This is a genomic window from Vibrio sp. A2-1 (genome assembly GCF_021728355.1).
Classification (GTDB): Bacteria; Pseudomonadota; Gammaproteobacteria; order Enterobacterales; family Vibrionaceae; genus Vibrio; species Vibrio splendidus_K.
The window spans coordinates 751,394-776,473 of record NZ_JAKKCO010000002.1 but is presented as its reverse complement, the minus strand read 5'-3'; the positions used below and the strand labels follow the sequence as shown (position 1 = coordinate 776,473).

General features: G+C 43.9%; 23 protein-coding genes. 16 read left to right on the top strand and 7 right to left on the bottom strand.

All coding sequences use genetic code 11. The features are described from left to right. Nucleotides 1-4: 4 nt before the first annotated feature. The 12 genes from L3V33_RS11100 (at nt 5) to deoD (ending at nt 11,288) form a co-directional block, all read left to right on the top strand. Nucleotides 5-574 (top strand): SCP2 domain-containing protein, encoded by a 570-nt coding sequence (locus L3V33_RS11100; RefSeq protein ID WP_017080003.1) that lies wholly within the window; start codon nt 5-7, stop codon nt 572-574. Continuing rightward, nucleotides 558-1,061 carry an N-acetyltransferase gene (locus tag L3V33_RS11095; protein WP_102487626.1) on the top strand — a complete coding sequence of 168 codons (504 nt, stop codon included), beginning with the start codon at nt 558-560 and terminating at the stop codon, nt 1,059-1,061. The genes L3V33_RS11100 and L3V33_RS11095 overlap by 17 nt, the downstream gene beginning before the upstream one ends. Nucleotides 1,062-1,215: 154 nt before the next feature. Next, on the top strand, nt 1,216-1,614 hold the full coding sequence (locus tag L3V33_RS11090; protein ID WP_029222295.1) for a DNA polymerase III subunit psi: 399 nt from the start codon (nt 1,216-1,218) through the stop codon (nt 1,612-1,614). Continuing rightward, nucleotides 1,607-2,062, top strand: coding sequence for a ribosomal protein S18-alanine N-acetyltransferase (gene rimI, locus L3V33_RS11085; RefSeq protein ID WP_004734482.1), 456 nt, complete (start codon nt 1,607-1,609; stop codon nt 2,060-2,062). Before L3V33_RS11090 ends, rimI begins: the two co-directional genes overlap by 8 nt. A 173-nt stretch (nt 2,063-2,235) precedes the next feature. Further along, nucleotides 2,236-3,816: a peptide chain release factor 3 gene (gene prfC / locus L3V33_RS11080; protein WP_237290382.1), complete on the top strand. Its 1,581-nt coding sequence runs from the start codon at nt 2,236-2,238 to the stop codon at nt 3,814-3,816. Between the two features lie 105 nt (nt 3,817-3,921). Further along, nucleotides 3,922-4,077: a DUF5363 family protein gene (locus tag L3V33_RS11075; protein ID WP_157936365.1), complete on the top strand. Its 156-nt coding sequence runs from the start codon at nt 3,922-3,924 to the stop codon at nt 4,075-4,077. After that, nucleotides 4,058-4,888 carry a TatD family hydrolase gene (locus L3V33_RS11070; protein WP_237290381.1) on the top strand — a complete coding sequence of 277 codons (831 nt, stop codon included), beginning with the start codon at nt 4,058-4,060 and terminating at the stop codon, nt 4,886-4,888. The genes L3V33_RS11075 and L3V33_RS11070 overlap by 20 nt, the downstream gene beginning before the upstream one ends. Before the next feature lie 204 nt (nt 4,889-5,092). Beyond that, entirely contained in the window at nt 5,093-6,355 is a 1,263-nt protein-coding gene (locus L3V33_RS11065; RefSeq protein WP_004734478.1) for a NupC/NupG family nucleoside CNT transporter, read from the top strand. Between the two features lie 523 nt (nt 6,356-6,878). After that, entirely contained in the window at nt 6,879-7,655 is a 777-nt protein-coding gene (gene deoC, locus L3V33_RS11060; RefSeq protein WP_017080007.1) for a deoxyribose-phosphate aldolase, read from the top strand. A gap of 223 nt (nt 7,656-7,878) precedes the next feature. Next, complete coding sequence (gene deoA, locus L3V33_RS11055; RefSeq protein ID WP_237290380.1) at nt 7,879-9,207, top strand: thymidine phosphorylase; 1,329 nt, start codon at nt 7,879-7,881, stop codon at nt 9,205-9,207. A 76-nt stretch (nt 9,208-9,283) separates the two neighbouring features. Further along, the gene (locus tag L3V33_RS11050; RefSeq protein WP_029224167.1) at nt 9,284-10,504 is read left to right on the top strand and encodes a phosphopentomutase; all 1,221 of its coding nucleotides are present in this window, start codon (nt 9,284-9,286) and stop codon (nt 10,502-10,504) included. A gap of 64 nt (nt 10,505-10,568) precedes the next feature. Next, nucleotides 10,569-11,288 carry a purine-nucleoside phosphorylase gene (deoD, locus tag L3V33_RS11045; protein ID WP_004734474.1) on the top strand — a complete coding sequence of 240 codons (720 nt, stop codon included), beginning with the start codon at nt 10,569-10,571 and terminating at the stop codon, nt 11,286-11,288. A 228-nt stretch (nt 11,289-11,516) separates the two neighbouring features. Here deoD and L3V33_RS11040 read toward each other — a convergent pair whose 3' ends face one another. Beyond that, nucleotides 11,517-12,128: a YtjB family periplasmic protein gene (locus L3V33_RS11040; RefSeq protein ID WP_017080011.1), complete on the bottom strand. Its 612-nt coding sequence runs from the start codon at nt 12,126-12,128 to the stop codon at nt 11,517-11,519. Between the two features lie 109 nt (nt 12,129-12,237). On the opposite strand from L3V33_RS11040, the gene serB reads away from it, so the two are divergent. Then, nucleotides 12,238-13,218, top strand: a complete 981-nt coding sequence (serB, locus tag L3V33_RS11035) for a phosphoserine phosphatase (RefSeq protein ID WP_237290379.1) — start codon at nt 12,238-12,240, stop codon at nt 13,216-13,218. An 89-nt stretch (nt 13,219-13,307) separates the two neighbouring features. Here the strand turns inward: serB and L3V33_RS11030 are convergent, their stop codons facing one another. Further along, nucleotides 13,308-15,656 (bottom strand): PilZ domain-containing protein, encoded by a 2,349-nt coding sequence (locus tag L3V33_RS11030; RefSeq protein ID WP_237290378.1) that lies wholly within the window; start codon nt 15,654-15,656, stop codon nt 13,308-13,310. A 160-nt stretch (nt 15,657-15,816) separates the two neighbouring features. Here L3V33_RS11030 and radA point away from each other — a divergent pair, with 160 nt between their 5' ends. Then, nucleotides 15,817-17,199 (top strand): DNA repair protein RadA, encoded by a 1,383-nt coding sequence (radA, locus tag L3V33_RS11025; RefSeq protein WP_004734470.1) that lies wholly within the window; start codon nt 15,817-15,819, stop codon nt 17,197-17,199. Nucleotides 17,200-17,433: 234 nt separating this feature from the next. Continuing rightward, complete coding sequence (gene fusA, locus L3V33_RS11020) at nt 17,434-19,521, top strand: elongation factor G (protein WP_004734469.1); 2,088 nt, start codon at nt 17,434-17,436, stop codon at nt 19,519-19,521. 109 nt (nt 19,522-19,630) lie between these two features. Here fusA and L3V33_RS11015 read toward each other — a convergent pair whose 3' ends face one another. After that, a complete protein-coding gene (locus tag L3V33_RS11015; protein ID WP_054547529.1) occupies nt 19,631-19,849 on the bottom strand; it encodes a VF530 family protein in 219 nt (72 codons plus the stop codon). A 45-nt stretch (nt 19,850-19,894) separates the two neighbouring features. After that, nucleotides 19,895-20,845, bottom strand: coding sequence for a LysR substrate-binding domain-containing protein (locus tag L3V33_RS11010; RefSeq protein WP_054547530.1), 951 nt, complete (start codon nt 20,843-20,845; stop codon nt 19,895-19,897). 103 nt (nt 20,846-20,948) lie between these two features. Between L3V33_RS11010 and L3V33_RS11005 the strand changes: the two genes are divergently transcribed. Beyond that, a complete protein-coding gene (locus tag L3V33_RS11005; RefSeq protein WP_054547531.1) occupies nt 20,949-21,155 on the top strand; it encodes a DUF1127 domain-containing protein in 207 nt (68 codons plus the stop codon). 161 nt (nt 21,156-21,316) lie between these two features. Here the strand turns inward: L3V33_RS11005 and L3V33_RS11000 are convergent, their stop codons facing one another. From L3V33_RS11000 to L3V33_RS10990, 3 genes are all read right to left on the bottom strand, one after another. After that, the gene (locus L3V33_RS11000) at nt 21,317-22,222 is read right to left on the bottom strand and encodes a LysR substrate-binding domain-containing protein (RefSeq protein WP_237290377.1); all 906 of its coding nucleotides are present in this window, start codon (nt 22,220-22,222) and stop codon (nt 21,317-21,319) included. Between the two features lie 338 nt (nt 22,223-22,560). Next, entirely contained in the window at nt 22,561-24,249 is a 1,689-nt protein-coding gene (locus L3V33_RS10995; RefSeq protein WP_114633963.1) for an AMP-binding protein, read from the bottom strand. An 83-nt stretch (nt 24,250-24,332) separates the two neighbouring features. Beyond that, the gene (locus L3V33_RS10990; protein WP_114633962.1) at nt 24,333-25,076 is read right to left on the bottom strand and encodes an AraC family transcriptional regulator; all 744 of its coding nucleotides are present in this window, start codon (nt 25,074-25,076) and stop codon (nt 24,333-24,335) included. Nucleotides 25,077-25,080 lie beyond the last annotated feature (4 nt).

Sequence of the window (25,080 nt, the reverse complement as noted above, 5' to 3'; positions counted from 1 at the left end):
ATCTATGATGCATTCCATATTATTGACAAAGTTACGGATAAGTCACGTGATAAACAAGATTCGCACTCAACTAGTTCAAAATGCCGCATCAATTTTGCGATCTCCAGTCCAGTTATTGCCTAAAACAGTACAAAAAAGAGCCTTATTGGAGGCGCTTAAGAATGTCTTTAAGGAAGCTTTAGAGGACGGTGACTTTGAATTCTTAGAAGACAAGTGGCTTAAAGTCTCAATAAAAGATATGGGGTTAAGTTGGTGTATTAGCTATCAAAATGAGCAACTAGTTGTAGCTGATAACGAGGTTGTTGAAGATGTAAGCTTTAGCGGAAACCTTAACGATCTTGTGCTGATTGCCGGGCGTAAAGAAGACCCAGATACGCTTTTCTTTCAACGTAGACTGTCTATTGAGGGCGATACAGAGCTTGGTTTAGAAGTCAAAAACTTGATGGATAGCGTAGATTTAGACGTATTGCCGACTCCTATGAAAACTTTGTTAAATCAATTAGCTGATTTTGTGCAGAAGGGAGTACAATCCCCAGATACACAAAGTGAGGTAATGAATGCTTATTCGAACTGAAGCACCGGCAGATATACTTGTCATTGATCGTTTATTGAAATCTGTTTTTGAAACAGATGCAGAAGCTAATTTGGTTATGAGCTTGCGTGAGAATAGCCATTTAACGCTATCGCTGGTGGCTTGTTCAGATGAGGGCGAGGTGGTTGGTCACCTGATGTTTAGCCCTATCACTCTCCATGGTGACGATCATAACTGGCAGGGACTTGCGCCTCTCGCAGTGAAAGAAGAGTACCGCAATCAAGGTATTGCCAAATCACTGGTTGAAGACGCATTTTCTACATTGGTAGATTTCGGTTACCCAGCCTGTGTTGTGCTTGGTGATCCTGCTTACTACGGCCGCTTTGGTTTTAAGGCTGCGAGCGAGTTTGGCCTGAGTTGTGTTTGGGATGTACCTGAAGGTGCTTTCCAAGCGATTGAGTTGGTAGACGGTGTGTTTGCTGGGCATTCTGGTGAGATTGCTTACAGCCCAGAGTTCAACGACTTATAAGCTGATTTACCACGTAATCCGATACAAACTGATTTAGTCTAAATAAAGGAGCTTGATGCTCCTTTATTTTTTGTTAGTATCAGCCCCAATGAGCTCCTTTTCAGTTCGCTCTAAGAAGAGCAATACCAACAAACCTAAGGTTACACCGCTAGATATGTCACAAACACACGCACAATACCTGCAAGAGATGGGCATCAGCCAATGGGAGCTTAGTCACCCGGAGCGTTTGGTTGGCTACGAATCTGAATTGATTCCACTATCGAGCGACTGTAAGTTGCTACTGGTTTCGCCTGAAAAACCTCAGGAAGATCTCGCCGTGATGTTTGAACGCGTACTTAAAAGTATCAAGCTCGACTTATCTCAGGCTTTACACCTTCAACCACAACACTTGTCTGCTGTGGATTTAGGTTCGGTTGAATGGGTATGGTTTGCTGGTTGCGAATCTGCCCATGAACTGAAGGCAAAAACACTTCAATCTCCATTACTGTCTGACATTAACGGTAATAACCAACATCGCCGCGACTTATGGCAACAAATTTGTGCTTATGACTAATCAATTTTTACCCACTTCAGAACAACACCTAGACGCAATTTGGCAGATTGAGCAGACCGCGCATTCCCATCCTTGGTCTGAAAATATGATCCGTGATCTTAATAGCCGCGGAGGCAGCCACCGTGTTTTAGAAGTCGATGGAGAGGTTGTCGGCTATTTCTATGCTCAGAATATTGTCGGTGAGGTTACTTTGCTGACGATAGCGGTTGACCCTAAGCAGCAAGGTAAAGGCTACGGCAAAGCTTTGGTTGAGCACTTTCTTGATATGTGTGAACAAGCTGACGCTGAGAGTGCTTGGCTGGAAGTTCGCGAAAGTAATGTGAATGCTTTTAATCTTTACGAGAAGGCTGGCTTTAATGAAGTCGATCGCCGCCGTAACTATTACCCAACCAAGCAAGGCAACGAAGATGCGATCATTATGAGCTATCTTTTTATGTCGTTTAGTTAGGGCGTGTTACGTCTTTTAGCCGACTAGATAACTAACCACAGAATTAGCCACAAAATAGGGTGTAAACTGACCCTTTAGAAAGTGACTCGCTTTCTGTATAATCCGCACACAGAATTCAAGGGCAAGTATTATCTACTTGCCCTTTTTACGCTTTAGATCAGCAAAGGGCGACTATGTCTTTCCAACAAGAAGTGAGCAAACGTAGAACGTTTGCAATTATCTCTCACCCGGATGCGGGTAAAACCACGATTACTGAAAAAGTTCTTTTATTCGGAAACGCAATTCAAAAAGCGGGTACCGTAAAAGGTCGTGGCTCTAACCAGCACGCTAAATCTGACTGGATGGAGATGGAAAAAGAACGTGGTATTTCGGTAACCACGTCGGTAATGCAATTCCCATACAATGATTGCCTAGTAAACCTACTCGATACTCCAGGACACGAAGATTTCTCGGAAGATACGTACCGTACACTAACAGCGGTTGACTCTTGTTTGATGGTTATCGATGCTGCGAAAGGTGTCGAGGATCGTACTCGTAAATTGATGGAAGTAACGCGTCTACGTGATACTCCAATCGTAACGTTTATGAACAAACTTGACCGTGACGTTCGTGACCCAATGGAAGTGCTTGATGAAGTGGAAAGCGAGCTAGGTATGGCTTGTGCTCCAATCTCATGGCCAATCGGTTGTGGTAAAGAGTTTAAAGGTGTTTATCACATTCATCGTGATGAAACGATCTTGTACGAATCTGGCCATGGCCATGAGATCCAAGAAGTTCGCATCATTAAAGGTTTAGATAACCCTGAACTAGACGAAGCTGTTGGCGAAGATCTGGCGAGCAGTGTTCGTGAAGAGCTTGAATTGGTTATTGGCGCATGTCCTGAGTTTGATCTCGATTTGTTCCTTGCTGGTGAACTAACGCCTGTTTACTTCGGTACAGCATTGGGTAACTTTGGTGTTGACCACATGCTAGATGGTTTGACTAAGTGGGCTCCGGGTCCTCAAACTCGTCAAGCTAACGAGCGTGATGTTGAAGCGACAGAAGAGAAGTTCTCTGGCTTCGTCTTTAAGATCCAAGCAAACATGGATCCAAAACACCGTGACCGTATCGCATTCATGCGTATCGTTTCGGGTACTTACAACCAAGGTATGAAGATGAATCATGTTCGTACTGGCAAGAACGTAAGTATTTCGGATGCGGTAACTTTCATGGCGGGCGACCGTGCGCGAGCTGAAAAAGCGTATGCTGGTGACATCATTGGTTTGCATAACCATGGCACAATCCAGATTGGTGATACCTTTACTCAAGGCGAAAGCTTGAAGTTCGCTGGTATTCCCAACTTCGCGCCTGAGCTATTCCGTCGTATTCGTCTACGCGATCCACTAAAGCAGAAGCAACTTCTAAAAGGTTTGGTTCAGCTTTCTGAAGAGGGCGCAGTACAAGTATTCCGTCCTATGCAGAACAACGACCTGATCGTTGGTGCGGTTGGTGTACTTCAGTTCGACGTGGTTGTAGCGCGCTTGAAAGCGGAATACAACGTAGAAGCTATCTACGAAGGTGTTAACGTTGCAACAGCTCGCTGGATTGAATGTGATGACGCGAAGAAACTAGAAGAGTTCAAACGTAAGAACCAAGCTAACCTAGCGTTAGATGGTGGTGATAACCTGTCTTACATCGCACCTACAATGGTGAACTTGAACCTAGCTTCTGAACGTTTCCCTGACGTTCAGTTCCGAGCGACGCGCGAGCACTAATTTCTCCGCGCTCTATTCGAGTTAAACAAAAACGTCTATTGTTCTGCAATAGGCGTTTTTTAATGCGTTTTATTTAAGGCTTAGAGGCTGCGGTTAGAGGCAATGATGTTCAGTTGGATAAAAGCTTGGATTAAGAAATACGATAAGTGGTGCGAGGAGCTTGGTTTAACGCCTGAGAACAAGCGCAGCTGCGTGGCTTATCGTCGTGATCCCCAAGGGAAACAAACAGAGAGTAGGGAAGATGACACAGCAAATAAGTGACTTTCCGCTGTTTGATACTCATTGCCATGCGGATTTTAAGGCGTTTGAGCAAAATATTGTAATTGATCAGGGAGCTACACCTGATCAAAGTATTGATAGCTATCTTAAAGAAGCGAAACAAGCGCAAGTCGAGAAGATTCTTATTCCTTCTATTGGCCAAAGTAACTGGTCGAAGCTCGATAAAATCGCCAAATCTTACCCTAATGTTTACTACGCCTTAGGTTTTCACCCTTACTTTTTAGAGCAAGCCAATGGCGAGCAATTCTCAGAGCTTCGCCAATTACTCTCATCAAAAAACAGTCAATGCGTTGCGATAGGAGAGTGTGGTCTCGACTTTTTTGTCGATGTCGAGCGGGAGAAACAAGAACGCTTTTTCATCCAACAAATGGAGCTTGCGAAGGCATTTGAGCTGCCTTTGATCATCCATGAGAGGAAGTCTTATAACCGACTCATTGAACTATTAAAGCAGCACAAGTTCACTTTTGGTGGGGTGATTCACGGTTTTTCAGGGAGTGAACAGCAAGCTTTGGCGTGGATCAAGCTCGGTTTCTATATTGGTGTCGGTGGAACGATCACTTACCCCAGAGCACAAAAAACACGCACAACCATCGCAAAACTGCCTCTTGAATGCCTGGTATTAGAAACGGATGCACCGGATATGCCCACGTATGGTAATCAAGGAAATGTTAATCATTCCAAACATTTAGTTACGATCTTAAATGAACTATTTTTGCTTAGAAAAGAGCCAAAGCAATCGGTTGCAGCGAAAATTTGGCAAAATAGCCATCGTGCATTCGGTATATATGAATGAAATCGAAGGTTTTTGTTTATCGTTTGCGTAAATTGCACTGAGCTTGTGATTTGGTTCACATTTGCGTATGAATGGTACATGAATCTTGTACGAAAGTGTGAGGACGGCATTACTTTATTAGTGGTCGCATGAGTATAATTGCCTCCGCTTTATAGCCCCATTTTGTAACACGCCAATAAATAACTAATAAGGAAGTCATAAACTATGAGCCTGTTTATGAGCCTCGTCGGAATGGTTGCACTGATTGCAATCGCAGTACTACTATCCGACAACCGCAAAGCAATTAATATCAGAACAGTGGGTGGCGCTTTCGCTATCCAATTCGCACTTGGTGCATTCGTACTTTACATCCCTTGGGGTCGTGATCTACTTGCAGGTTTCTCTGCTGGTGTAGCAAACGTGATCGACTACGGTAAAGATGGTACTGGCTTCCTATTTGGTAGCCTTGTTAACTTCTCAGTTGACGGTATCGGTTTCATCTTTGCATTCCAAGTTCTACCAACACTAATCTTCTTCTCTGCTCTTATCTCTGTACTTTACTACATTGGTGCGATGCAAGTTGTAATCAAGGTTCTTGGTGGTGGTCTTCAGAAAGCTCTAGGTACTTCTCGCGCCGAGTCAATGTCTGCAGCAGCAAACATTTTCGTTGGTCAAACAGAAGCACCTCTAGTAGTTCGTCCATTTGTTCCTAAAATGACTAACTCTGAACTATTCGCAGTAATGTGTGGTGGTTTAGCATCTGTTGCTGGTGGTGTACTAGCGGGTTACGCATCTATGGGTGTACCTCTAGAGTACCTAGTAGCAGCGTCATTCATGGCAGCACCTGGTGGTCTACTATTCGCTAAAATCATCAAGCCTGAAACTGATGAAGTTGACGAGAACCTAGGTTCAGACATCGACGGTGGCGACGACAAGCCTGCTAACGTTATCGATGCAGCTGCTGGCGGTGCGTCAGTTGGTCTACAACTAGCACTTAACGTTGGTGCAATGCTACTAGCATTCATCGGTCTAATCGCTCTTATCAACGGTATCCTAGGTGGCATCGGTGGTTGGTTCGGTATGGAAAACCTAACTCTAGAACTTCTTCTAGGTTGGATCTTCGCACCGTTAGCATTCATCATTGGTGTTCCATGGGAAGAAGCAACTATTGCTGGTTCTTTCATTGGTCAGAAGACAGTTGTTAACGAATTCGTTGCATACCTAAACTTCGTACCATACATCGGTGACAACGCTCAAATCGTTGAAGCGACTGGTCAAGTAATGTCTGTTAAGACTCAAGCAATTATCTCGTTCGCTCTATGTGGTTTCGCAAACCTTTCTTCAATTGCGATTCTTCTAGGTGGTCTAGGTGGTATTGCTCCAAACCGTCGTCACGACATCGCACGTATGGGTGTTAAAGCGGTTGTAGCTGGTACTCTATCTAACCTGATGGCAGCAACAATTGCTGGCTTCTTCCTGTCTTTCTAATCAGTTAGAAATCGATATATAGACGCCATAATAATATCGCCCCGTAGCAAGAAATTGCTGCGGGGCTTTTTTGTTTTTGGGCCTAGTGATTTTGAGCATTAGCATGAGTAAATGCTTGGAGTCGAAAATGGGTCTAGAATGTTTTTTTGAGATACAAACCGTTTGCGTTCTAAGGAGCACTACAATTTATTGATGGATACCTATAATGTATAAGCTTAAGGGACAGGATGTCTCTTGTTGGCAAGAAAGTAACTGCTTGGATTTATCTAAAGGTTATTCTTCTGGGATTAAGCCAAACTTAGCGATACGCTATAGATGTTAGACACAACATGACTGATTTGTTGTGCCATAGACCAAACTGGTACTGTGCGGTGACAAGGATTGCAATTGATAGCGAAAGTTATCAAGTCTTCAGGGAACCAAGTCCGTTCATTTGTGACTACTGAGCATTACTAAAATATCCATCTATACTGGATGGGTGGCGAAGTAGTTAACTATTTGAATATATTGATCGGAGATAGAAATGAGCGATTTAAAAGCAGCAGCTCTACGTGCACTTAAACTTATGGACCTAACGACGCTAAATGATGACGATACTACTGAAAAAGTAGTGGCGCTTTGTCATGACGCGAAGACTGCAGTTGGTAACACCGCTGCAATCTGTATTTACCCTCGCTTCATCCCAGCCGCTAAGAAGGCGTTGCGTGAGCAAGGTACTCCAGAAGTACGCATCGCGACTGTAACTAACTTCCCTCATGGTAATGACGACATCGAAATTGCTGTTGCAGAAACGAAAGCAGCGGTAGCGTACGGCGCAGACGAAGTTGACGTAGTATTCCCATACCGTGCTCTTATTGCTGGCAACGAAGAAGTTGGCTTTGAGCTAGTTAAGCAATGTAAAGCCGCTTGTGGTGACATCACGCTTAAAGTGATCATCGAAACTGGTGAGCTAAAAGAAGAAGCACTGATCAAAAAAGCTTCTCAGATCTGTATCGAAGCAGGTGCAGACTTCATCAAAACTTCAACAGGTAAAGTGCCAGTAAACGCGACTCCTGAGTTCGCGCGCATGATGCTTGAAGTTATTCGTGACATGGGCGTGGCTAAAACTGTTGGTTTCAAACCAGCTGGTGGCGTACGTACAGCTGAAGATGCTCAAGCTTACCTAGCAATGGCTGATGAGCTACTAGGCGCTGAGTGGGCAGACAACATGCACTACCGTTTTGGTGCTTCAAGCCTACTGACTAACCTTCTTAATACATTAGAAGTGACAGACGAAACTGCTGATCCAGCAGCATACTAATTTACTCGTCATATTTGACGCCGCAGCGTTGTTGCCTGCGCAAGTTCCTCCTAATCACATAGAGCTTCTATGCTCATAGGAATGAACTTGCTGGCCGCCTAACTGCAACGCCAAATATTTAGAGTATTGATAACAATTAAGTCTGTTTGATGGAGTGGCGTTAAGTCACTCCATATTACCTCTTTCCCTACACACCATACTCACTAGAGTTTGGGAGGCACTAATGTATCTACCTCAAGAAATTATTCGCAGAAAACGTGATAACGAAGTACTGACCACAGAAGAAATTAACTTTTTCATCCAAGGTGTCGCTAAAAACACGGTTTCTGAAGGCCAAATTGCCGCATTCGCAATGGCTATCTTTTTTAATGAAATGACGATGCCAGAACGTATCGCACTAACATGTGCAATGCGTGATTCAGGCATGGTGATTGACTGGAGCCACATGAACTTTGATGGCCCAATCGTTGATAAACACTCTACTGGTGGTGTTGGCGACGTAACCTCTCTGATGCTTGGCCCTATGGTGGCAGCATGTGGCGGTTTTGTTCCAATGATCTCTGGTCGCGGTTTAGGCCACACTGGCGGTACGCTAGACAAGCTAGAATCTATCCCTGGTTACAATATTACACCAACCAACGATGTGTTTGGTGCCGTAACCAAAGAAGCTGGCGTGGCTATCATCGGTCAAACCGGTGACCTAGCACCTGCTGACAAGCGTGTTTATGCGACTCGTGATATCACAGCAACAGTAGACAACATCTCACTGATCACCGCTTCAATCCTATCTAAGAAACTGGCCGCTGGTCTTGATTCTCTAGTAATGGACGTAAAAGTCGGTTCAGGCGCATTCATGCCAACGTATGAAGCATCTGAAGAGTTAGCAAAATCTATCGTTGCAGTAGCAAACGGTGCAGGCACTAAAACAACAGCAATCCTAACGGACATGAACCAAGTTCTGGCTTCTTCAGCGGGTAACGCAGTTGAAGTCCGTGAAGCGGTTCAATTCCTAACAGGCGAATACCGTAATCCACGTTTGTTGGAAATAACGCTAGCGTCGTGTGCGGAAATGTTGGTGCTGGGTAACCTAGCAAAAGATTCAGATGAAGCGCGTGAAAAACTGATGGCAGTACTGGATAACGGTAAAGCAGCAGAGTGCTTCGGTAAGATGGTAGCGGGCCTTGGTGGTCCAGTGGATTTCGTAACGAACTACGATAACTACCTAGAAAAAGCAGAAATTGTTAAACCAGTGTACGCACTCGAAAGCGGTGTAGTATCAGCGATGGATACGCGTGCAATTGGTATGGCTGTCGTTGGTATGGGCGGTGGTCGCCGCGTAGCAACAGACAGCATTGATTACGCAGTCGGTTTTGATAGCTTCATTCGCCTTGGCGAAGTAGCAAGCGACGATAAACCATTAGCAATGATTCATGCTCGCAATGAACAACAGTGGCAAGAAGCTGCGACGGCATTACAAAATGCAATCACTGTGGGCGGAGAATATACAGCAACGCCAGATGTTTACCGTCAGATTCGTTCTGAAGACGCGTAAATAACAGGTATCGGTATACCTCGTGTATACCGATAAACAGAGTTCTGGTGCAAAGAGCAATAAGTTGGTGAAGAAAATGAAAAGAGCATTTATTTTAGTTTTAGATTCATTCGGTATCGGTGAAACAGCGGATGCTGACACATTCGGCGATGTAGGTTCGGATACAATGGGTCACATTGCTGACCATTGTGATCAAGGCCTTGCAGACAACGCGGATCGTAAAGGTCCACTAACGCTGCCAAACCTGTCTAAGCTTGGTTTAGCTATGGCTCACAAAGAGTCTACAGGTCGCTTTGCTCCAGGTATGGACGCAGACGCTGAGATCATTGGCGCTTACGGTCATGCTGCTGAGCTGTCTTCTGGCAAAGACACGCCATCAGGTCACTGGGAAATCGCAGGTGTACCGGTATTGTTTGACTGGGGCTACTTCACTGACAAAGAGAACAGCTTTCCAAAAGAACTGACAGATCGCATCCTTGAGCGTGCTGGTCTATCTGACTTCTTAGGTAACTGCCACTCATCGGGTACAGAAATCCTAGATAACCTAGGTGAAGAACACATGAAGACTGGCCTGCCAATCTTCTACACTTCTGCAGACTCTGTTTTCCAGATCGCTTGTCATGAAGAGACATTCGGTCTACAAAACCTATTAGATCTTTGTCAGATTGCTCGTGAAGAGCTAGCTGACTACAACATTGGTCGTGTTATTGCTCGTCCGTTTATTGGTGCTGGTAAAGGTCAATTCGAACGTACTGGTAACCGTCGTGACCTTTCTGTTGAGCCACCAGCGGCGACGGTACTTCAGAAACTGGTTGATGAGAAGGGCGGCAACGTTCACTCAATCGGTAAAATCTCTGACATCTACGCAGGTTGTGGTATCACTCAGAAAACCAAAGCAACAGGTATTCCAGCGCTATTTGAAGCAACTAAAGAAGCGATCACTGAAGCGGGCGACAACACTATCGTGTTCACTAACTTCGTTGATTTCGACTCAGCATACGGCCACCGTCGTGATGTTGCAGGTTACGCAGCTGCGCTTGAGTACTTTGATGGCCGCATCAATGAAATCATCGATATGATGAAAGAAGATGACGTGCTTATCCTAACTGCAGACCACGGTTGTGACCCAACATGGCCGGGTTCAGACCATACTCGTGAACATATCCCTGTGATTGTTTACGGTAACAAGGTTCCAGCAGGCTCTCTAGGCCGTCGTGATACCTTCGCTGATATCGGTCAAAGCTTAGCGTCATACTTTGGCACATCGCCAATGGGATACGGTACAAGCTTTCTGTAATGGTTAACTAAGAGAGAGGGAAACCTCTCTCTTCTTTTTTGTTTTGAGATTAAGGATATTTTCAATGGCTACTCCACATATTAATGCTGAAATGGGTGATTTCGCTGACGTAGTTCTAATGCCAGGCGATCCGCTACGTGCTAAATACATCGCTGAAACCTTCTTAGAAGAAGTGGTTCAGGTGTGTGATGTTCGTAATATGTTTGGTTACACGGGTACTTACAAAGGTCGTAAGGTTTCCGTAATGGGACACGGTATGGGCATCCCATCTTGTTCTATTTACGCGACTGAACTGATCAAAGACTTTGGTGTGAAAAAGATCATTCGTGTCGGCAGTTGTGGTGCAGTGAGTGAAGATATCAAAGTGCGTGATGTGGTGATTGGCATGGGCGCGTGTACTGACTCAAAAGTGAACCGTATTCGCTTTAAAGGTCATGACTTCGCGGCTATCGCAGATTACAAAATGGTGCGTGCGGCAGAAGATGCAGCAAAAGCGCGTGGTGTAGACGTAAAAGTGGGTAACCTGTTCTCGGCAGAGTTGTTCTACACGCCAGATCCAGAGATGTTTGAGGTGATGGATAAGTACGGCATTGTTGGCGTCGAGATGGAAGCTGCAGGTATCTATGGTGTGTGTGCTGAATACGGCGCAAAAGCTCTGACTATTTGTACTGTTTCTGATCACATCAAAACTGGTGAGCAAACCACATCAGATGAGCGTCAAACGACCTTCAACGACATGATGGTTATCGCACTAGACTCTGTGCTGCTTGGTGACCAAGAATAATCATTTTTCTATAGTTTGATAAGCTAACAGATAACAAAAAGCCCCGTTGCTGCCTGAGCGTCGGGGCTTTTTATTGGTAATGATGTATTACTGAGCGCTATTTCTTGGATTCTGAAGGCTATGTGATTTCAATCGAAATAATTCACCTTGCCTAATCCGAGGTTTTTATTTCATGATTCCAAGGTCAAAAGCCCAAGAGCCCAAGGTCCCAAGGTCCTATGACAAAGCCTATGAGTTTGCATTCTTAAGCAGCAAGTTCTCACCAGACTTTGTTTTTCTTCTACGAATGAGCATGACAAACAGCACGCCACTGACAAACCCCATCAACACCATGCCGATCATGTAGCGATCACTTTTACGATAATGGTGATCAGAAATCGCCGTCATCTTACCCGTTTCAAAGGTCACACGAATGAATCCAATGATCGCTTTCTCTGGAGAGTAGATAGGTTCAACTAATTGCTGTCTGCCGATACTTGCTGTTGAAAGTGGCGTATCTAAGCCTAGAACTTCGCGTACTGAGAGTGCTTTTTCACTCGAAGCCAGTCGAATCCCCTCTGCATCGTATATCGTGGTATCGAATACCAAGCGATCCTGAGACAGCTGATTGGTGAGATCAAGCAGTCGCTCTTGGTCTTGTTGTGTGATCGCTTTACTGGCAGAGAGGGATGCCTGAGAGATAAGCAATTTAGTCAGCGTTTCTAGCTGCTTTGCTTGGATCTTCTCGTTACCTTTACTGATCACGACTGTATTTTTAATCGTTACAACGAACATAGTAGCCAGCAAAATGAGGGCTAGCATTCGTAAAGCGTTACGTATTGAGAACAATGATTCATTCATGTTTCACGAAGCCTGAAATAAACAAATGTTATGATTAAGACATATTGAGACTTGCGTTTTCAAATTGCAATAGGTTAACGTTTAGCATAGTTAATTAGGAATCATACACATGGACGCTCAGAAATATCTGCCGATAAAAAGGCATACGACATTATTAGCTCGACTCCCCGAGACTCGTTTCGCTTCTCAACTCGCTAAAGCCAAAGCCAACTGGATTGTATTCGGTGAGTATCTATCACCACAATCATTCGATGACATCGATTTTTTCACAGGCACTTACAACACCATTCTTGATACGTGGAAGGTAGGGCATTATGAAGTGGCTTTGATGTCAGGCAACCTAACACCAGCACACGAAGAAATCCTACAGGCCTTAAAGCTTGATTATGCTTGCCTTAGCGAGGTCCCAGACCTATCTAAGCCAGGTTTGATTGTAATGGATATGGATTCCACAGCGATTCAAATTGAATGTATCGATGAGATTGCAAAGCTAGCTGGAGTGGGGGAATTAGTCTCTGAAATCACAGAGCGAGCAATGCAAGGTGAGCTCGACTTTGAACAGAGCCTACGTCAACGAGTAGGCGCACTGAAAGGTGCGGATGAATCTATTTTGGAGCAAGTGCGTCAATCATTGCCATTCATGCCAGACTTGGTTGAGCTAGTGAATACTCTGAATAAGCTTGGTTGGAAGACGGCAATTGCTTCAGGTGGCTTTACTTACTTCTCTGACTATCTGAAAGATACGCTTGATCTTGACCACGCTCAGTCAAACACGCTTGAAATCATCAATGGTAAATTGACGGGTGAAGTCTTAGGTGATGTTGTTTCGGCGCAGACTAAAGCGGATATCTTGGTAGAGTTGGCTGAAGAGTACGAATTGGAACTGCATAACACTGTTGCCGTTGGTGATGGTGCTAATGACTTGGTTATGATGGGTTCTGCAGGTTTAGGCATCGCCTACCATGCGAAACCAAAAGTAGAGCAACAAGCTCAAACCGCTGTGCGTTATGCCGGTTTAGGCGGGGTACTTTGCATCTTGTCGGGTGTGTTAGCTAAGCAGCAAAAAATCAGCTGGCAAGCGAAGCCTTAGTCATATTTAAGACGGTATAACGGATACAAAAAAGCAGGCTATCAGCCTGCTTTTTCTATTTCATGTTCAAGTTAAGACGCTGCTGTAGGTTAGCGAGTCAGCTCCAATCGAATCAACACTTCATCGGTAATATCTTCTATCTCACCATAACCAATAAAAGCTGTGACCTCATTTTCTAGCTTCTTAGCTTGGTGCATGCTGATGCGTGAGAGCTCTTCTAAATCAGACTGGAATAAACTCGTTAGCGGATTAAAAATAGGTGCAGTAGTGACTCGTAGTACATACACGTCACCTAAATGCTGAGCTTTCTTGATGAATAAGATACGTTCCTTTGCCGAGGCGAAGTCTTTGACCAACTTCGTGTGTACGGATTGGATCTTGTCGCCAAACTTAACCGCAGCAATATAGACATCATGGTGTTTAGGCTCAGCACCTTCAATTCTTTTCAGTGGTTCAGCCAACAGCGAGTTAGAGTGCCCTTTGAAAATAGGTTCGAGTGAGAACTTTTGGTTATGGCCAAGTTTAGCGAGCAGTGCTAAGTGTTTATTCAGCGGAAAGTTTACGCCAATGATCTTACAACGCAGTGTTGAGCCCGGTTTATCAATGAATATTGGGTTGCTGACCATCTTGCTCAGCAAAATGTTGTGTAGAGACTCGAGCAGAGAGTGTGTTGGCAGTATCTCTTTCTTCTTAATCAACTTGCTTTGGTTCTGATCGATAAGCCCATTGAGAAAGGCGATAGTACGCATTGTCTTCGTGTTCTCTGCGATAACCAACTGCACGTTGCGACCATTCGGGCTGACTCGAATCACGTGGTAAGGCACGGTGCTTAATGGCAGGTTTTTGTCGTAGAGCTGCAGTTCATTGAAGTTTACTAATACTGGGTCATTAATCTTGAGTACCATCGGATGCTCAAGAGCAATGCTGAGTCCACGTTTTGATATATCTAAGGTATGTCCGTTAGCCGCAGCGCCATCTTGTGAGGTGAGTTGTAACGGTGACTTAAATTGATACCTCGGTTCTTTGCGACGAGTTTGAGAGTCGAAGTAGATACTTTGAATATTTCCCACTACAGAACGCGGGTGACGGAAGCGGTTCAGTTCACTGCTTGGAATGCGCGGTTTTTCACTCAATAGATAGTCAGCTGCACTTTCGTGATCGCCAATCTCTTGCAAAATCCCACAATGCGTCAGTTGTGCTGAGCTTTGAGCTAACGTATCCGAGTGCTTGGCTAAGGCTTGTCGCTCGGTGTCTGAAAGTTCGAACACCGAGAACTTGAACGCCTTCCAGCTTTTACGTTTACCACCGATGTGCCAGAACAACTGTCTTTGCTCACGAGAGGCTTCAGGAAGCATCATTGAGTAGAACAAGGTCTTGTCTTGATGCTCATGAGTAAACGAGTAAATAACGTTACTGGTTCCCTTTACGCCAGGTTTAGCCAGCAAGTTCATTCGTTGTTCGTTGAACAGGGTACCCAGTGCTTGTTGGTTTCGCTCATCGTGCCAGTATTGCCACAGCGGATGGTTGTTATCCGTAAGTAGAGCAAGCTTTAGCTCACTGCCGCTAAAGAAAAGAGGAAGATTACAGGTGTGTTTGAGATAGGTGTGTTCGATACCTCGAGTACGAGTTCGAATGATTCTATCTTGATTCTCATGGCTAGTTTTCTTGCTTGAGCTATTCAAAGACTCATCAAGCAAGCGGGCTACAATATTGTTATTGCTTACCTTGATGGTTCTTAAGAATTTGACGGCATTATTCTCGTAAGACTCATCAATGCCCAGAACGCGGAATTCGACCGCTTGGTAAACATCGTTTTCTTGCGACTTTTCGATAAGCTCTGTGAACTTAACGCTGATGATCTCACCGAGGTTGTACTTAAAGGCGCTCGGTACCTTGAATTTTGCACCCGACGGGGAAATATCAACCGTCACACCGTGTAGGCTTTGGCCTTTAGATGTGGTGATCTCAACCTGTGAGCTAATTTTGAGTCTGTTTTCTTGACGCTTTAAGTCGTAACCGAGGTTAATGGCTTCCGCTTCATACGGGCTATTAGCGTTAGTGAGATCTTGATTATGTTGAGACGAGGTTTTAACTATATTACGAAGTGGCTGAGTTCGCGGAGTCATCACTAACTCCCACGCGCCCTCTGTATAGCCTTTAAACTTTTTAGTACCACGTTGATACGCGTTCAAAGCAATATCATCAAGCCAGTGTTTACGACCATCTAACGTAAATTGACGACATTCAGTGTCAATACGTCCGCGTAAATCAATGCTCTTTGTGCACGGAGCCATGATACGATTCAATTCCATTTTAACAAGCAGCTTTAGAGACGGCGATTCGCCTTCTGTCATTTGAGAAAGAAGGAATTCAAAGTCCTCAGCGTGGTAGGCCGGGATAAGTCGTTCTGCTACAGATAGAATTTCAGATTGCTGCATACTTTTCTTGTTAGAATGGACGGTGCATTATTGTTATCGACAAGTTGTATTTGATCTTTAGGTATTCGTGGCCCCACTGCAACTTTTATTTTCATGCGTACGGTCAACAGGGTCACAAAATAGCAACATTTCCAGTTACCAAGCAAATTATTGAGGTTTTATGGCAAAGGCAAAGCGAGCTTATGTGTGTAATGATTGTGGTGCTGACTTTCCACGTTGGCAGGGGCAGTGCAATGCATGTGGTGCTTGGAACACGATTACAGAAGTTAGGCTAGCTGCTTCACCTCAAGTTGCGCGTAATGAACGACTCAGTGGTGGTTACGCGGGTGGGGCAACAGAATCGAGCGTTCAGACATTATCGGAAATTAACCTGCAAGAAGTCCCTCGCTTTAGCAGTGGTTTCAAAGAACTCGACCGCGTGCTCGGTGGTGGTGTCGTACCTGGCGCTGCAATTCTGATTGGTGGTAACCCTGGTGCCGGTAAATCAACGCTGTTATTGCAGACCATGTGTCAGCTCTCTTCTCAGTTGCCAACACTTTATGTCACTGGTGAAGAATCACTGCAACAAGTCGCGATGCGTGCCTCTCGACTCGGTTTACCGAAAGAACATCTCAAAATGCTCTCTGAAACCAATGTTGATAAGATTTGTCAGGTTGCCGAAAAAGAGCAACCTAAGATCATGGTTATCGACTCAATCCAAGTTATGCATGTCGCTGATGTTCAATCATCGCCAGGGAGTGTTGCTCAAGTTCGTGAGTCAGCAACCGCATTAACGCGCTATGCGAAACAGAACAACGTTGCGGTGTTCTTGGTGGGACACGTAACTAAAGACGGCACATTAGCGGGGCCAAAAGTACTGGAACACATTATTGACTGTTCCGTGCTGTTAGATGGCGGAACCGATAGCCGCTTTAGAACGCTGCGCAGTCACAAGAACCGTTTTGGTGCGGTCAATGAGTTGGGTGTGTTTGCAATGACAGGCCAAGGCCTAAAAGAAGTCAGCAACCCATCGGCTATTTTCTTGTCTCGCGGTGAAGAAGAAACCTCAGGCAGTTCAGTGATGGTGGTTTGGGAAGGGACGCGCCCACTTCTTGTTGAAATCCAAGCGCTGGTGGACTATTCCCAGCTTGCTAACCCGCGTCGTGTTGCTGTTGGTCTAGAGCAAAACAGGCTTTCACTGTTATTAGCCGTGCTGCATAAACATGGCGGCTTACAAATGGCTGACCAAGATGTGTTTGTGAATGTCGTCGGTGGTGTTAAAGTAACCGAAACCAGTGCCGATCTCGCATTGGTGATGGCACTACTTTCTAGTTTCAGAGACCGCGCATTACCAAAAGATGTGGTGGTTTTTGGCGAAGTAGGCCTAGCGGGTGAGATTCGACCTGTACCGAGCGGGCAAGAGCGCTTAAATGAGGCATTTAAACATGGCTTTAAGAGAGCGATTGTTCCGGCGGCCAACATGCCAAAAGGGGGCATTCCAGGAATGCAGATCCACGGTGTGAAAAAATTATCAGAAGCAATTAATGCTTTTGATGAGTTGTAATTGAGCTCACTTCAGCTACTCTATACAGCAGAAATTCAGTCTTACTTAAACGCTATTTTCGCTTTAAGTTAGCACTAAACTTAACAATCATTTAGATTGTTTCTACAGATTGCCTTTTTCTATATGTTAGAAAAAGGCAAAGTTTTTTAGTCCCAAATGCATGCAAAGCTATCAGTCTTCACAGATTGTGATATACTCTGCGCGCATTTTATATCCTATTAACAGAGTAAGACAATGGCAGATTTATCGAAATACAGAAACATTGGTATTTTCGCGCACGTTGATGCGGGTAAAACAACTACCACTGAGCGTATCCTTAAGCTAACTGGTCAGATCCACAAGACTGGTGAAGTACATGATGGCGAATCAACTACTGACTTCATGGAACAGGAAGCTGAGCGCGGAATTACTATCCAATCAGCAGCTGTAAGCTGTTTCTGGAACGGTCACCGTCTAAACGTTATCGATACTCCTGGACACGTTGACTTCACAGTTGAAGTATACCGTTCTCTTAAAGTACTTGATGGCGGTATCGGTGTATTCTGTGGTTCTGGTGGTGTTGAACCACAATCAGAAACTAACTGGCGCTACGCTAACGAATCAGAAGTATCTCGTCTGATCTTCGTTAACAAACTAGACCGTATGGGTGCAGATTTCTACAACGTTGTTGACCAAGTTAAAAACGTTCTAGGTGCAACTCCTCTAGTTATGGTTCTACCAATCGGCCGCGAAGATGAATTCGTGGGTGTTGTAGACCTTCTAAGCCGTAAAGCATACGTTTGGGATGACACTGGTCTTCCTGAAAACTACGAAATTCTAGATGTTCCTGCGGACATGGTAGACGACGTAGAGCAATACCGTGAAGAGCTAATCGAAACTGCTGTAGAGCAAGACGATGACCTAATGGAAGCTTACATGGAAGGTGAAGAGCCTTCTATCGAAGACATCAAGCGTTGTATCCGTAAAGGTACTCGTGACCTAGCGTTCTTCCCAACTTACTGTGGTTCTGCATTCAAGAACAAGGGTGTTCAAATCATTCTTGACGCTGTTGTAGATTACCTACCTTCTCCAACTGAAGTTGATCCTCAACCTCTAATGGACGAGAACGGTGAAGAAACTGGCAACCACGCTATCGTTTCTACTGAAGAAACGTTTAAAGCGCTTGCATTCAAAATCATGGATGACCGTTTCGGTGCTCTAACTTTCGTTCGTATTTACTCTGGTAAATTGAACAAAGGCGACACGATTCTTAACTCATTCACAGGTAAAACTGAGCGTGTTGGCCGTATGGTTGAGATGCAAGCTGATGACCGTAACGAACTAACTAGCGCACAAGCTGGTGACATCATTGCGATCGTTGGTATGAAGAACGTGCAAACAGGTCACACTCTATGTGATCCTAAAGATCAAGTAACGCTTGAGCCAATGGTATTCCCAACTCCAGTAATCTCTATCGCTGTATCTCCAAAAGATAAAGGCGGTTCTGAGAAAATGGGTATCGCTATCGGTAAAATGGTTGCAGAAGATCCATCTTTCCAAGTTGAAACTGACGAAGAAACTGGCGAAACTATCCTGAAAGGTATGGGTGAGCTTCACCTAGACATCAAGGTAGATATCCTTAAGCGTACTTACGGCGTTGACCTAACAGTTGGTGCTCCTCAAGTTGCTTACCGTGAAACTATCACTCAAGCAATTGAAGATAGCTACACGCATAAGAAACAGTCTGGTGGTTCTGGTCAATTCGGTAAGATCGATTACCGTATCAAGCCTGGCGAACCTGGTTCTGGCTTTACGTTCTCTTCAAAAGTTGTTGGCGGTAACGTACCTAAAGAATTCTGGCCTGCTGTTGAGAAAGGCTTTGGTGGCATGATGGAAAACGGCGTACTAGCTGGCTTCCCTACGCTAGACGTTGAAGTTGAACTTTACGATGGTGGTTTCCACGCAGTCGATTCATCTGCAATCGCATTTGAAATCGCAGCGAAAGGTGCATTCCGTCAATCTATGCCTAAAGCTGGCGCGCAACTTCTTGAGCCAATCATGAACGTTGACGTATTTACTCCAGAAGATCACGTTGGTGATGTTATCGGTGACCTTAACCGTCGTCGTGGCATGATCAAAGATCAACAAGCTGGCGTAACTGGCGTTCGTATTAAAGCTGACGTACCACTTTCAGAAATGTTTGGTTACATTGGTCACCTACGTACAATTACTTCAGGCCGTGGCCAATTCTCTATGGAATTCGCACAGTACTCTCCATGTCCAATGAACGTGGCAGAAGAAGTAATCGCTAAAGTTAAAGCAGAAAAAGAAGCTGGTAAGTAATTAGCTCTTTTCTAAATTAACTAAAAAAGCCCCACAAGTGAAAGCTTGCGGGGCTTTTTGTTATCTTACTCTTGGAAGACTAAGACTAAGACTAAGACTAAGACTAAGACTAAGAGTTCTGTTTTAGCTCAATGTAAATCGACTCAACCTTCACTCGAGCCCAGTCTGTTTTACGCAAAAACTTTAAGCTAGATTTAATGCTTGGGTCTTTTTTAAAGCAGTTGATATTCACCATATAACTCAACTCTTCCCAACCGTAATGCTCAACCAATTCAGTCAGTAGCTTCTGCAGTGTTATGCCGTGAAGCGGGTTATTTTCTTGTGTCATGAGATGTTCTCGCCATTTATTTGAGCTCAGTATACCAGTTTCGCTTTATGAATTATCAGACCATTTAAGTTGGTAATCTGTCTCGATAATAGTTAGTTCTTCTCGACCTTTATTTCCAAATAACTGAACCTGACTTTGCATCCAAGCTTCAAAGCGTTTGATTTTCTCGCGATGAAAGTATCCAGCTGGCGCACATAGGAAGTAATTGTATTTGGGCTTAAGTGCGATGTTACCGATTCGAACGAGTTTCTTTTCCTGCAAATACCGATACACCAAACTGTGCTTCACAAGAGCAACGCCTTGTACGGATAATGCACCTTCTAAAACAAAATGCGAGCCATCAAATTGCAATGATGAGCGTCCAGCCTTCGCTCCAACAATGTCTAGCCATAGATTCCAATCCATATCTGGCCATCGATCTTCAATCAATTCAGCTTTATGCAGATCGTCAATGTCATGGATCCCATGCTTCTCTTGATAAATCGGGTGACAAACTGGGTAAACCACCTCGTCCATTAACCAACGAGACTCGATATTTGGGTAGTTACCGTGACCATACCGAACGCAGACATCGACATTAGAATCTTCAAACGTGACTAGCTTATTGGTCGGTTCAATCAGCATGGATAGGTCAGGGTGGCGATCGCGAAAGTCACCAATTCTAGGAACCAACCAATGTTGGGCAAATGATGGCACGGTTGAAATAGAAAGTTGAGTAGGGTTTGGGTCTTGGTTAATTCGCCTCACACCATCTTGAATGTGGGCAAAGCCTTTCTTAGCTTGCAGGTAAAGTACTTCACCTTCGTGAGTGAGTACTATTTTTCGGTGCTGGCGAATAAACAAGTCTGCACCTAACCACTCTTCAAGTTGGCGAACTTGTTGGCTGACGGCGGCTGCCGTGACAAACAGCTTTTCAGCCGCGAGTTTAAAACTGCCAGTTTCAGCTGCAGTGTAAAAGTAATAGATCCCTTGAAATGGTGGGGTTCGTTCTCTCACATTAGTTTTCCTTAACTGAATGCCAGTATCTATCGTTTGTCGATGTTGCTCTGTTGGTTAATTATTGACCATAACAAAGCGAAAGATCAACAGGAGAAAGGCTATGAATACGATCACAGCAACCGAAAATACCAACCATTCATTTTTGTCATCGTTATCAGTTAAGAAATTCTATTCTAACTTTGAGCGTTATCTTCAGAATCGTAGAACCAGAAAGCAGCTGTCTGAGTTACCAGAGTATTTATTGATAGATGTCGGGATTACGCAGGATCAAGTCGATCAAGAACTGAAGAAATCGTTTTGGGAGTGAGTCAGGGCAGCGTAGCTTTTACTCAAGGTAGATTTTATTTAACGCTGTTTTTACCCAACATAGCTTTTACTCAACATAGCTTTGTCGGCGTGGAAGAGTTACGTTGCTATTCTGTATTTAGTTATTGGGGAACTGTTTATTTCAGAAGCTGATAGGCAGAGCTAGTTCTCCAATACCTCGTTTACTTCTTCATGTAACCAATGAGTAAACGCAGTCACTCGCTCTTTTCTTGGAGAGCTAGGATCAAAGCAGAGATTGACCTGAACACCGGGAGTCATCCCAATATTGAATGGCTTAACGAGTAGGTTACGTTCGATAAAATCACCAGCCAAGCTATCTGTAGCAAGGCAGACCCCATGTCCAGCCATGACAGTCGTTAACCCCATATCGAAGGTACCTACTTCCATCCATTGCATTGTTTTGCCTTGAGTGGATATGTTGGCTTGTTTGAACCACTCTTCCCAAGGGAAGCATCCGCTATTAAATTGAATTAACCAACATTTGAGTAATTGTTCAGGTGACGTGAACTTTAAAGAGTTGGCGAGTTCAGGTGAGCAAAAAGGATAGATGGGTTCGTTGATTAGCATCTCAAGAGTCAAGCCTTCCTCAACACATAGCTCTTCGCCTTGCAGAATAGCCACATCAATCTCACCATGTTTTAAATTTGGGGTATCAGACGCTGTTAGCACCTTAATTGGAATCTCAGGGTGTTTGACTGAGAATTTCCAAAGCCTCGGCAGCAGCCAGCGGGAAGCAAATGAAGGAGGGCTGCTAACAACAAGAACGCCTTGAAGGGGCTCTGATTGGATCTTATTTAATCCTACGATTACCTCTTCGAACCCGTCCGAGACATGCTTAAAAAGGGTACGTCCTTCTTGTGTTAAGGCCATTACGCGTCCTTTACGAATAAAAAGCTTACATCCAAGCTGTTCTTCTAGCTGGCGGATCTTTTGGCTGACGGCTGCTTGGCTAACAAACAGTTCTTCAGCAGCTTTACTGTAGCTATTTAAGCGTGCTGCAACTTCAAAATAACGGAGACCAGAAAGGTGGCGCAGTCTATTGTCCATAATCTCAGCTTATAGTCCTTGTTAACAATGGTTGTTCGCTTATCGAACAGGTTATTTCCATAATAGCGACAAATAAACAAGGAATACAAGAGAGAGAAAATGAAAACAATAACCTGTTGGGTCGGCAGATTTGTTAATCAGATGCTTAAAGTTAATGATATAACCAAGGTGAGTAAGACGGCTAAATCGAGACAAGTTATTAGTTCGGAAACGCTGAGCAGTCGAATGAGGGAGGACATAGGTCTGGACTATGGGAGCAATGATGCGGCTGATTACACTAAATACCTATAAGTTGAGCTTACAAAAAAGGAGCCGTACAGGCTCCTTCTCTATTTTGATTACTCTTCCCAAACTACCAATTTATCTTTCGGCCAGTTATGACCGACTTCATGGTATTTCTGCTCAAGGATGTGTCGCTTTATCTTGAGAGTTGGAGTAAGAACACCATTATCGATGCTCCATGGTTCCTTAATCATCAGTACGCCTTTGATCTTCTCATGCGAAGCTAACTGTTCGTTCATTTTTTCAATGACGCGTTTGCTTGTTCTTTCGTAACGAGCCCGATCAAAATTAGGGAAGTCATGCGGTACTACGAGCAGGATAGGGCCAGGTAAGCCTAAGCCTATCAAACACATCATTTCGACACGACTGTACTCAAAGAGTTTATTTTCTATTGGTACAGGAGCGACAAACTTGCCTTTCGCGGTTTTAAAGGTATCTTTCTTACGCCCACGAATCGTTAAATAGCCTTCGCTGTCAATATCACCAATATCACCCGTATGAAGCCAACCTTCTGAGTTAAAAGATTCTTGAGTTGCAATGTCATTTTTGTAATAACCAGAGAACATGCCTTTGCTTCGAACTAAAATCTCTTCGTCTTCTGCAATTTTGAGTTCAATGCCCGGACCAGCATTACCTACAGTGCCAATTTTGTCTGCTCTAAACGGGTGGTTAATCGTGCTGTAGGCGAAAGACTCAGTCATTCCCCAAGCTTCGGTAATGTGTAGGCCAACACTCTCATACCATGCAAGTAGAGCTGGTGATACCGGAGCTGAGCCACAGCCAAGAACGCGAGCTTGGTCTAACCCCAGACCATCAGCCAGTTTCTTCTTAATGAGGTTATTCACGAACGGAATTTTAAGTAAGAAGTTCAGTTTTTTCTGTGGAAGCTTATCTTGGATTCGTTGTTGGAATAGAGTCCATAAACGAGGAACTGAAATAAACAAAGTTGGACGATGCATTTTTACATCATCAATAAATGTGTCTAAAGATTCAGGGAAAGCAGTAACCACCCCACCCATCACTGAAGAACCAAAGATGTACACTCGTTCGGTTATATGGGCAAGCGGTAGATAAGAAAACAGGCGATCGCCGGGTTGGATACCAATGTGATCGATTAACCTCTGAACTGACCATGTAAAGGCACCATACGTGAGCATTGCGCCTTTCGGTAACCCAGACGTACCCGAAGTATACACAAGCGACATCAGCTTATCATCGTGATGCTGAGGTCGTTTGGTTGAGGGTTCATGTGTCTCGATAAGTTGCTCAAAAGTGTGCTGGCACTTAGCGGCAGTATCGTAGGGTAACGAGATACTAATTAGACTCGGATTATCATCGAGTGCTTTTTGAGTAGCTTTAGGATCATCAAGCTTACCTGCAATTACGATCTTACTTTCACTGTGTTCAATACAGTATTGAATGGTGTCTGCACCCGCTGTTGGAAAGATTGGGACGCTGACAAAATCTCCTAACATCATGGCAAGATCACAGATAAACCACTCTGCACAGTTTTTTGAAACGAGAGCGACTCGATCGCCGGGTTGGGCCCCGAATCCTTCTAATGCTGACGCCAGTTTTAGTGCTTTGTCGGCCACTTCTTTATAAGTAAATTCAACAAATTGGCGGTTGATGATTTGTTTTAAATAGACTTCATCTGGGCGTTCTTCTGCCCATTTTAAAATCATGTCATTGGGTGTAGGGAGAGCTGTTGCTTTTTCTTGGCTAAACTCGTTAGGCTGAATCATTGTCTAACTCCATGTTTTTCGCTAAGTTATTTTTGTTAAAATCATGTTAAATGTACCATGATTTTTTCTTTTAGGGAGTAAAATTAGCGTTTTCTGTTATCCGTGCAGGCACGTCTGTAACTTGCGGGTGTTACTCCGGTCCTTTTCTTAAAGATTCTTGAAAAATACGACACATCCTTGTATCCACATTGGTAAGAAATAACAGCTATTTTTGATTCGGTATCGGCTTCGATTAACTTTTTGGCTAACAGGATTCGTTTATCGCACACAAAGTCTCTAAAGCTTACCCCAAAGTGTAGATGAAACTTCTTAGAAAAGTAGGTTGTTGAACAATGACACTTTTCTGCGATTTCTGTTTCTCTGATTTCTTTGTTGATGTTGTCCATAACGAAGTTAACGACTTCAGAGGTAAACAACTTTGCAGGTAATTGATTGTTGTTGTTTGTATCTCGGTCGAGATCAAAATGAGGCTCGAAGATATGCTGTGTTTTACTCTTAAGTTCTTCGAATGTACTGGTCAGATGTTTACTGTTTGTTTCGATAATAAAGAATATATTCTTATGATTTCGAACGATATTAGGTAACGGGTCTGAGCAAATAAGAACTATTCTTTTATTTAGGTTCTCGCAAATAGCTAAAGCCATTGTAAGTAGTTGAAGTTTATCTGGCTTATTCAATATAAAAAACACTAACCTTACATCTAAGTTACTGATTATAGATATATCTTGTCCAAAGTTTTCAATAGGAAAGTAGTGGCTTATTTTATTGATAATAACAGCGTTAAAGTCACTATCCTTATCTGATAATAAAGGTGTTACTACTTTCATATAA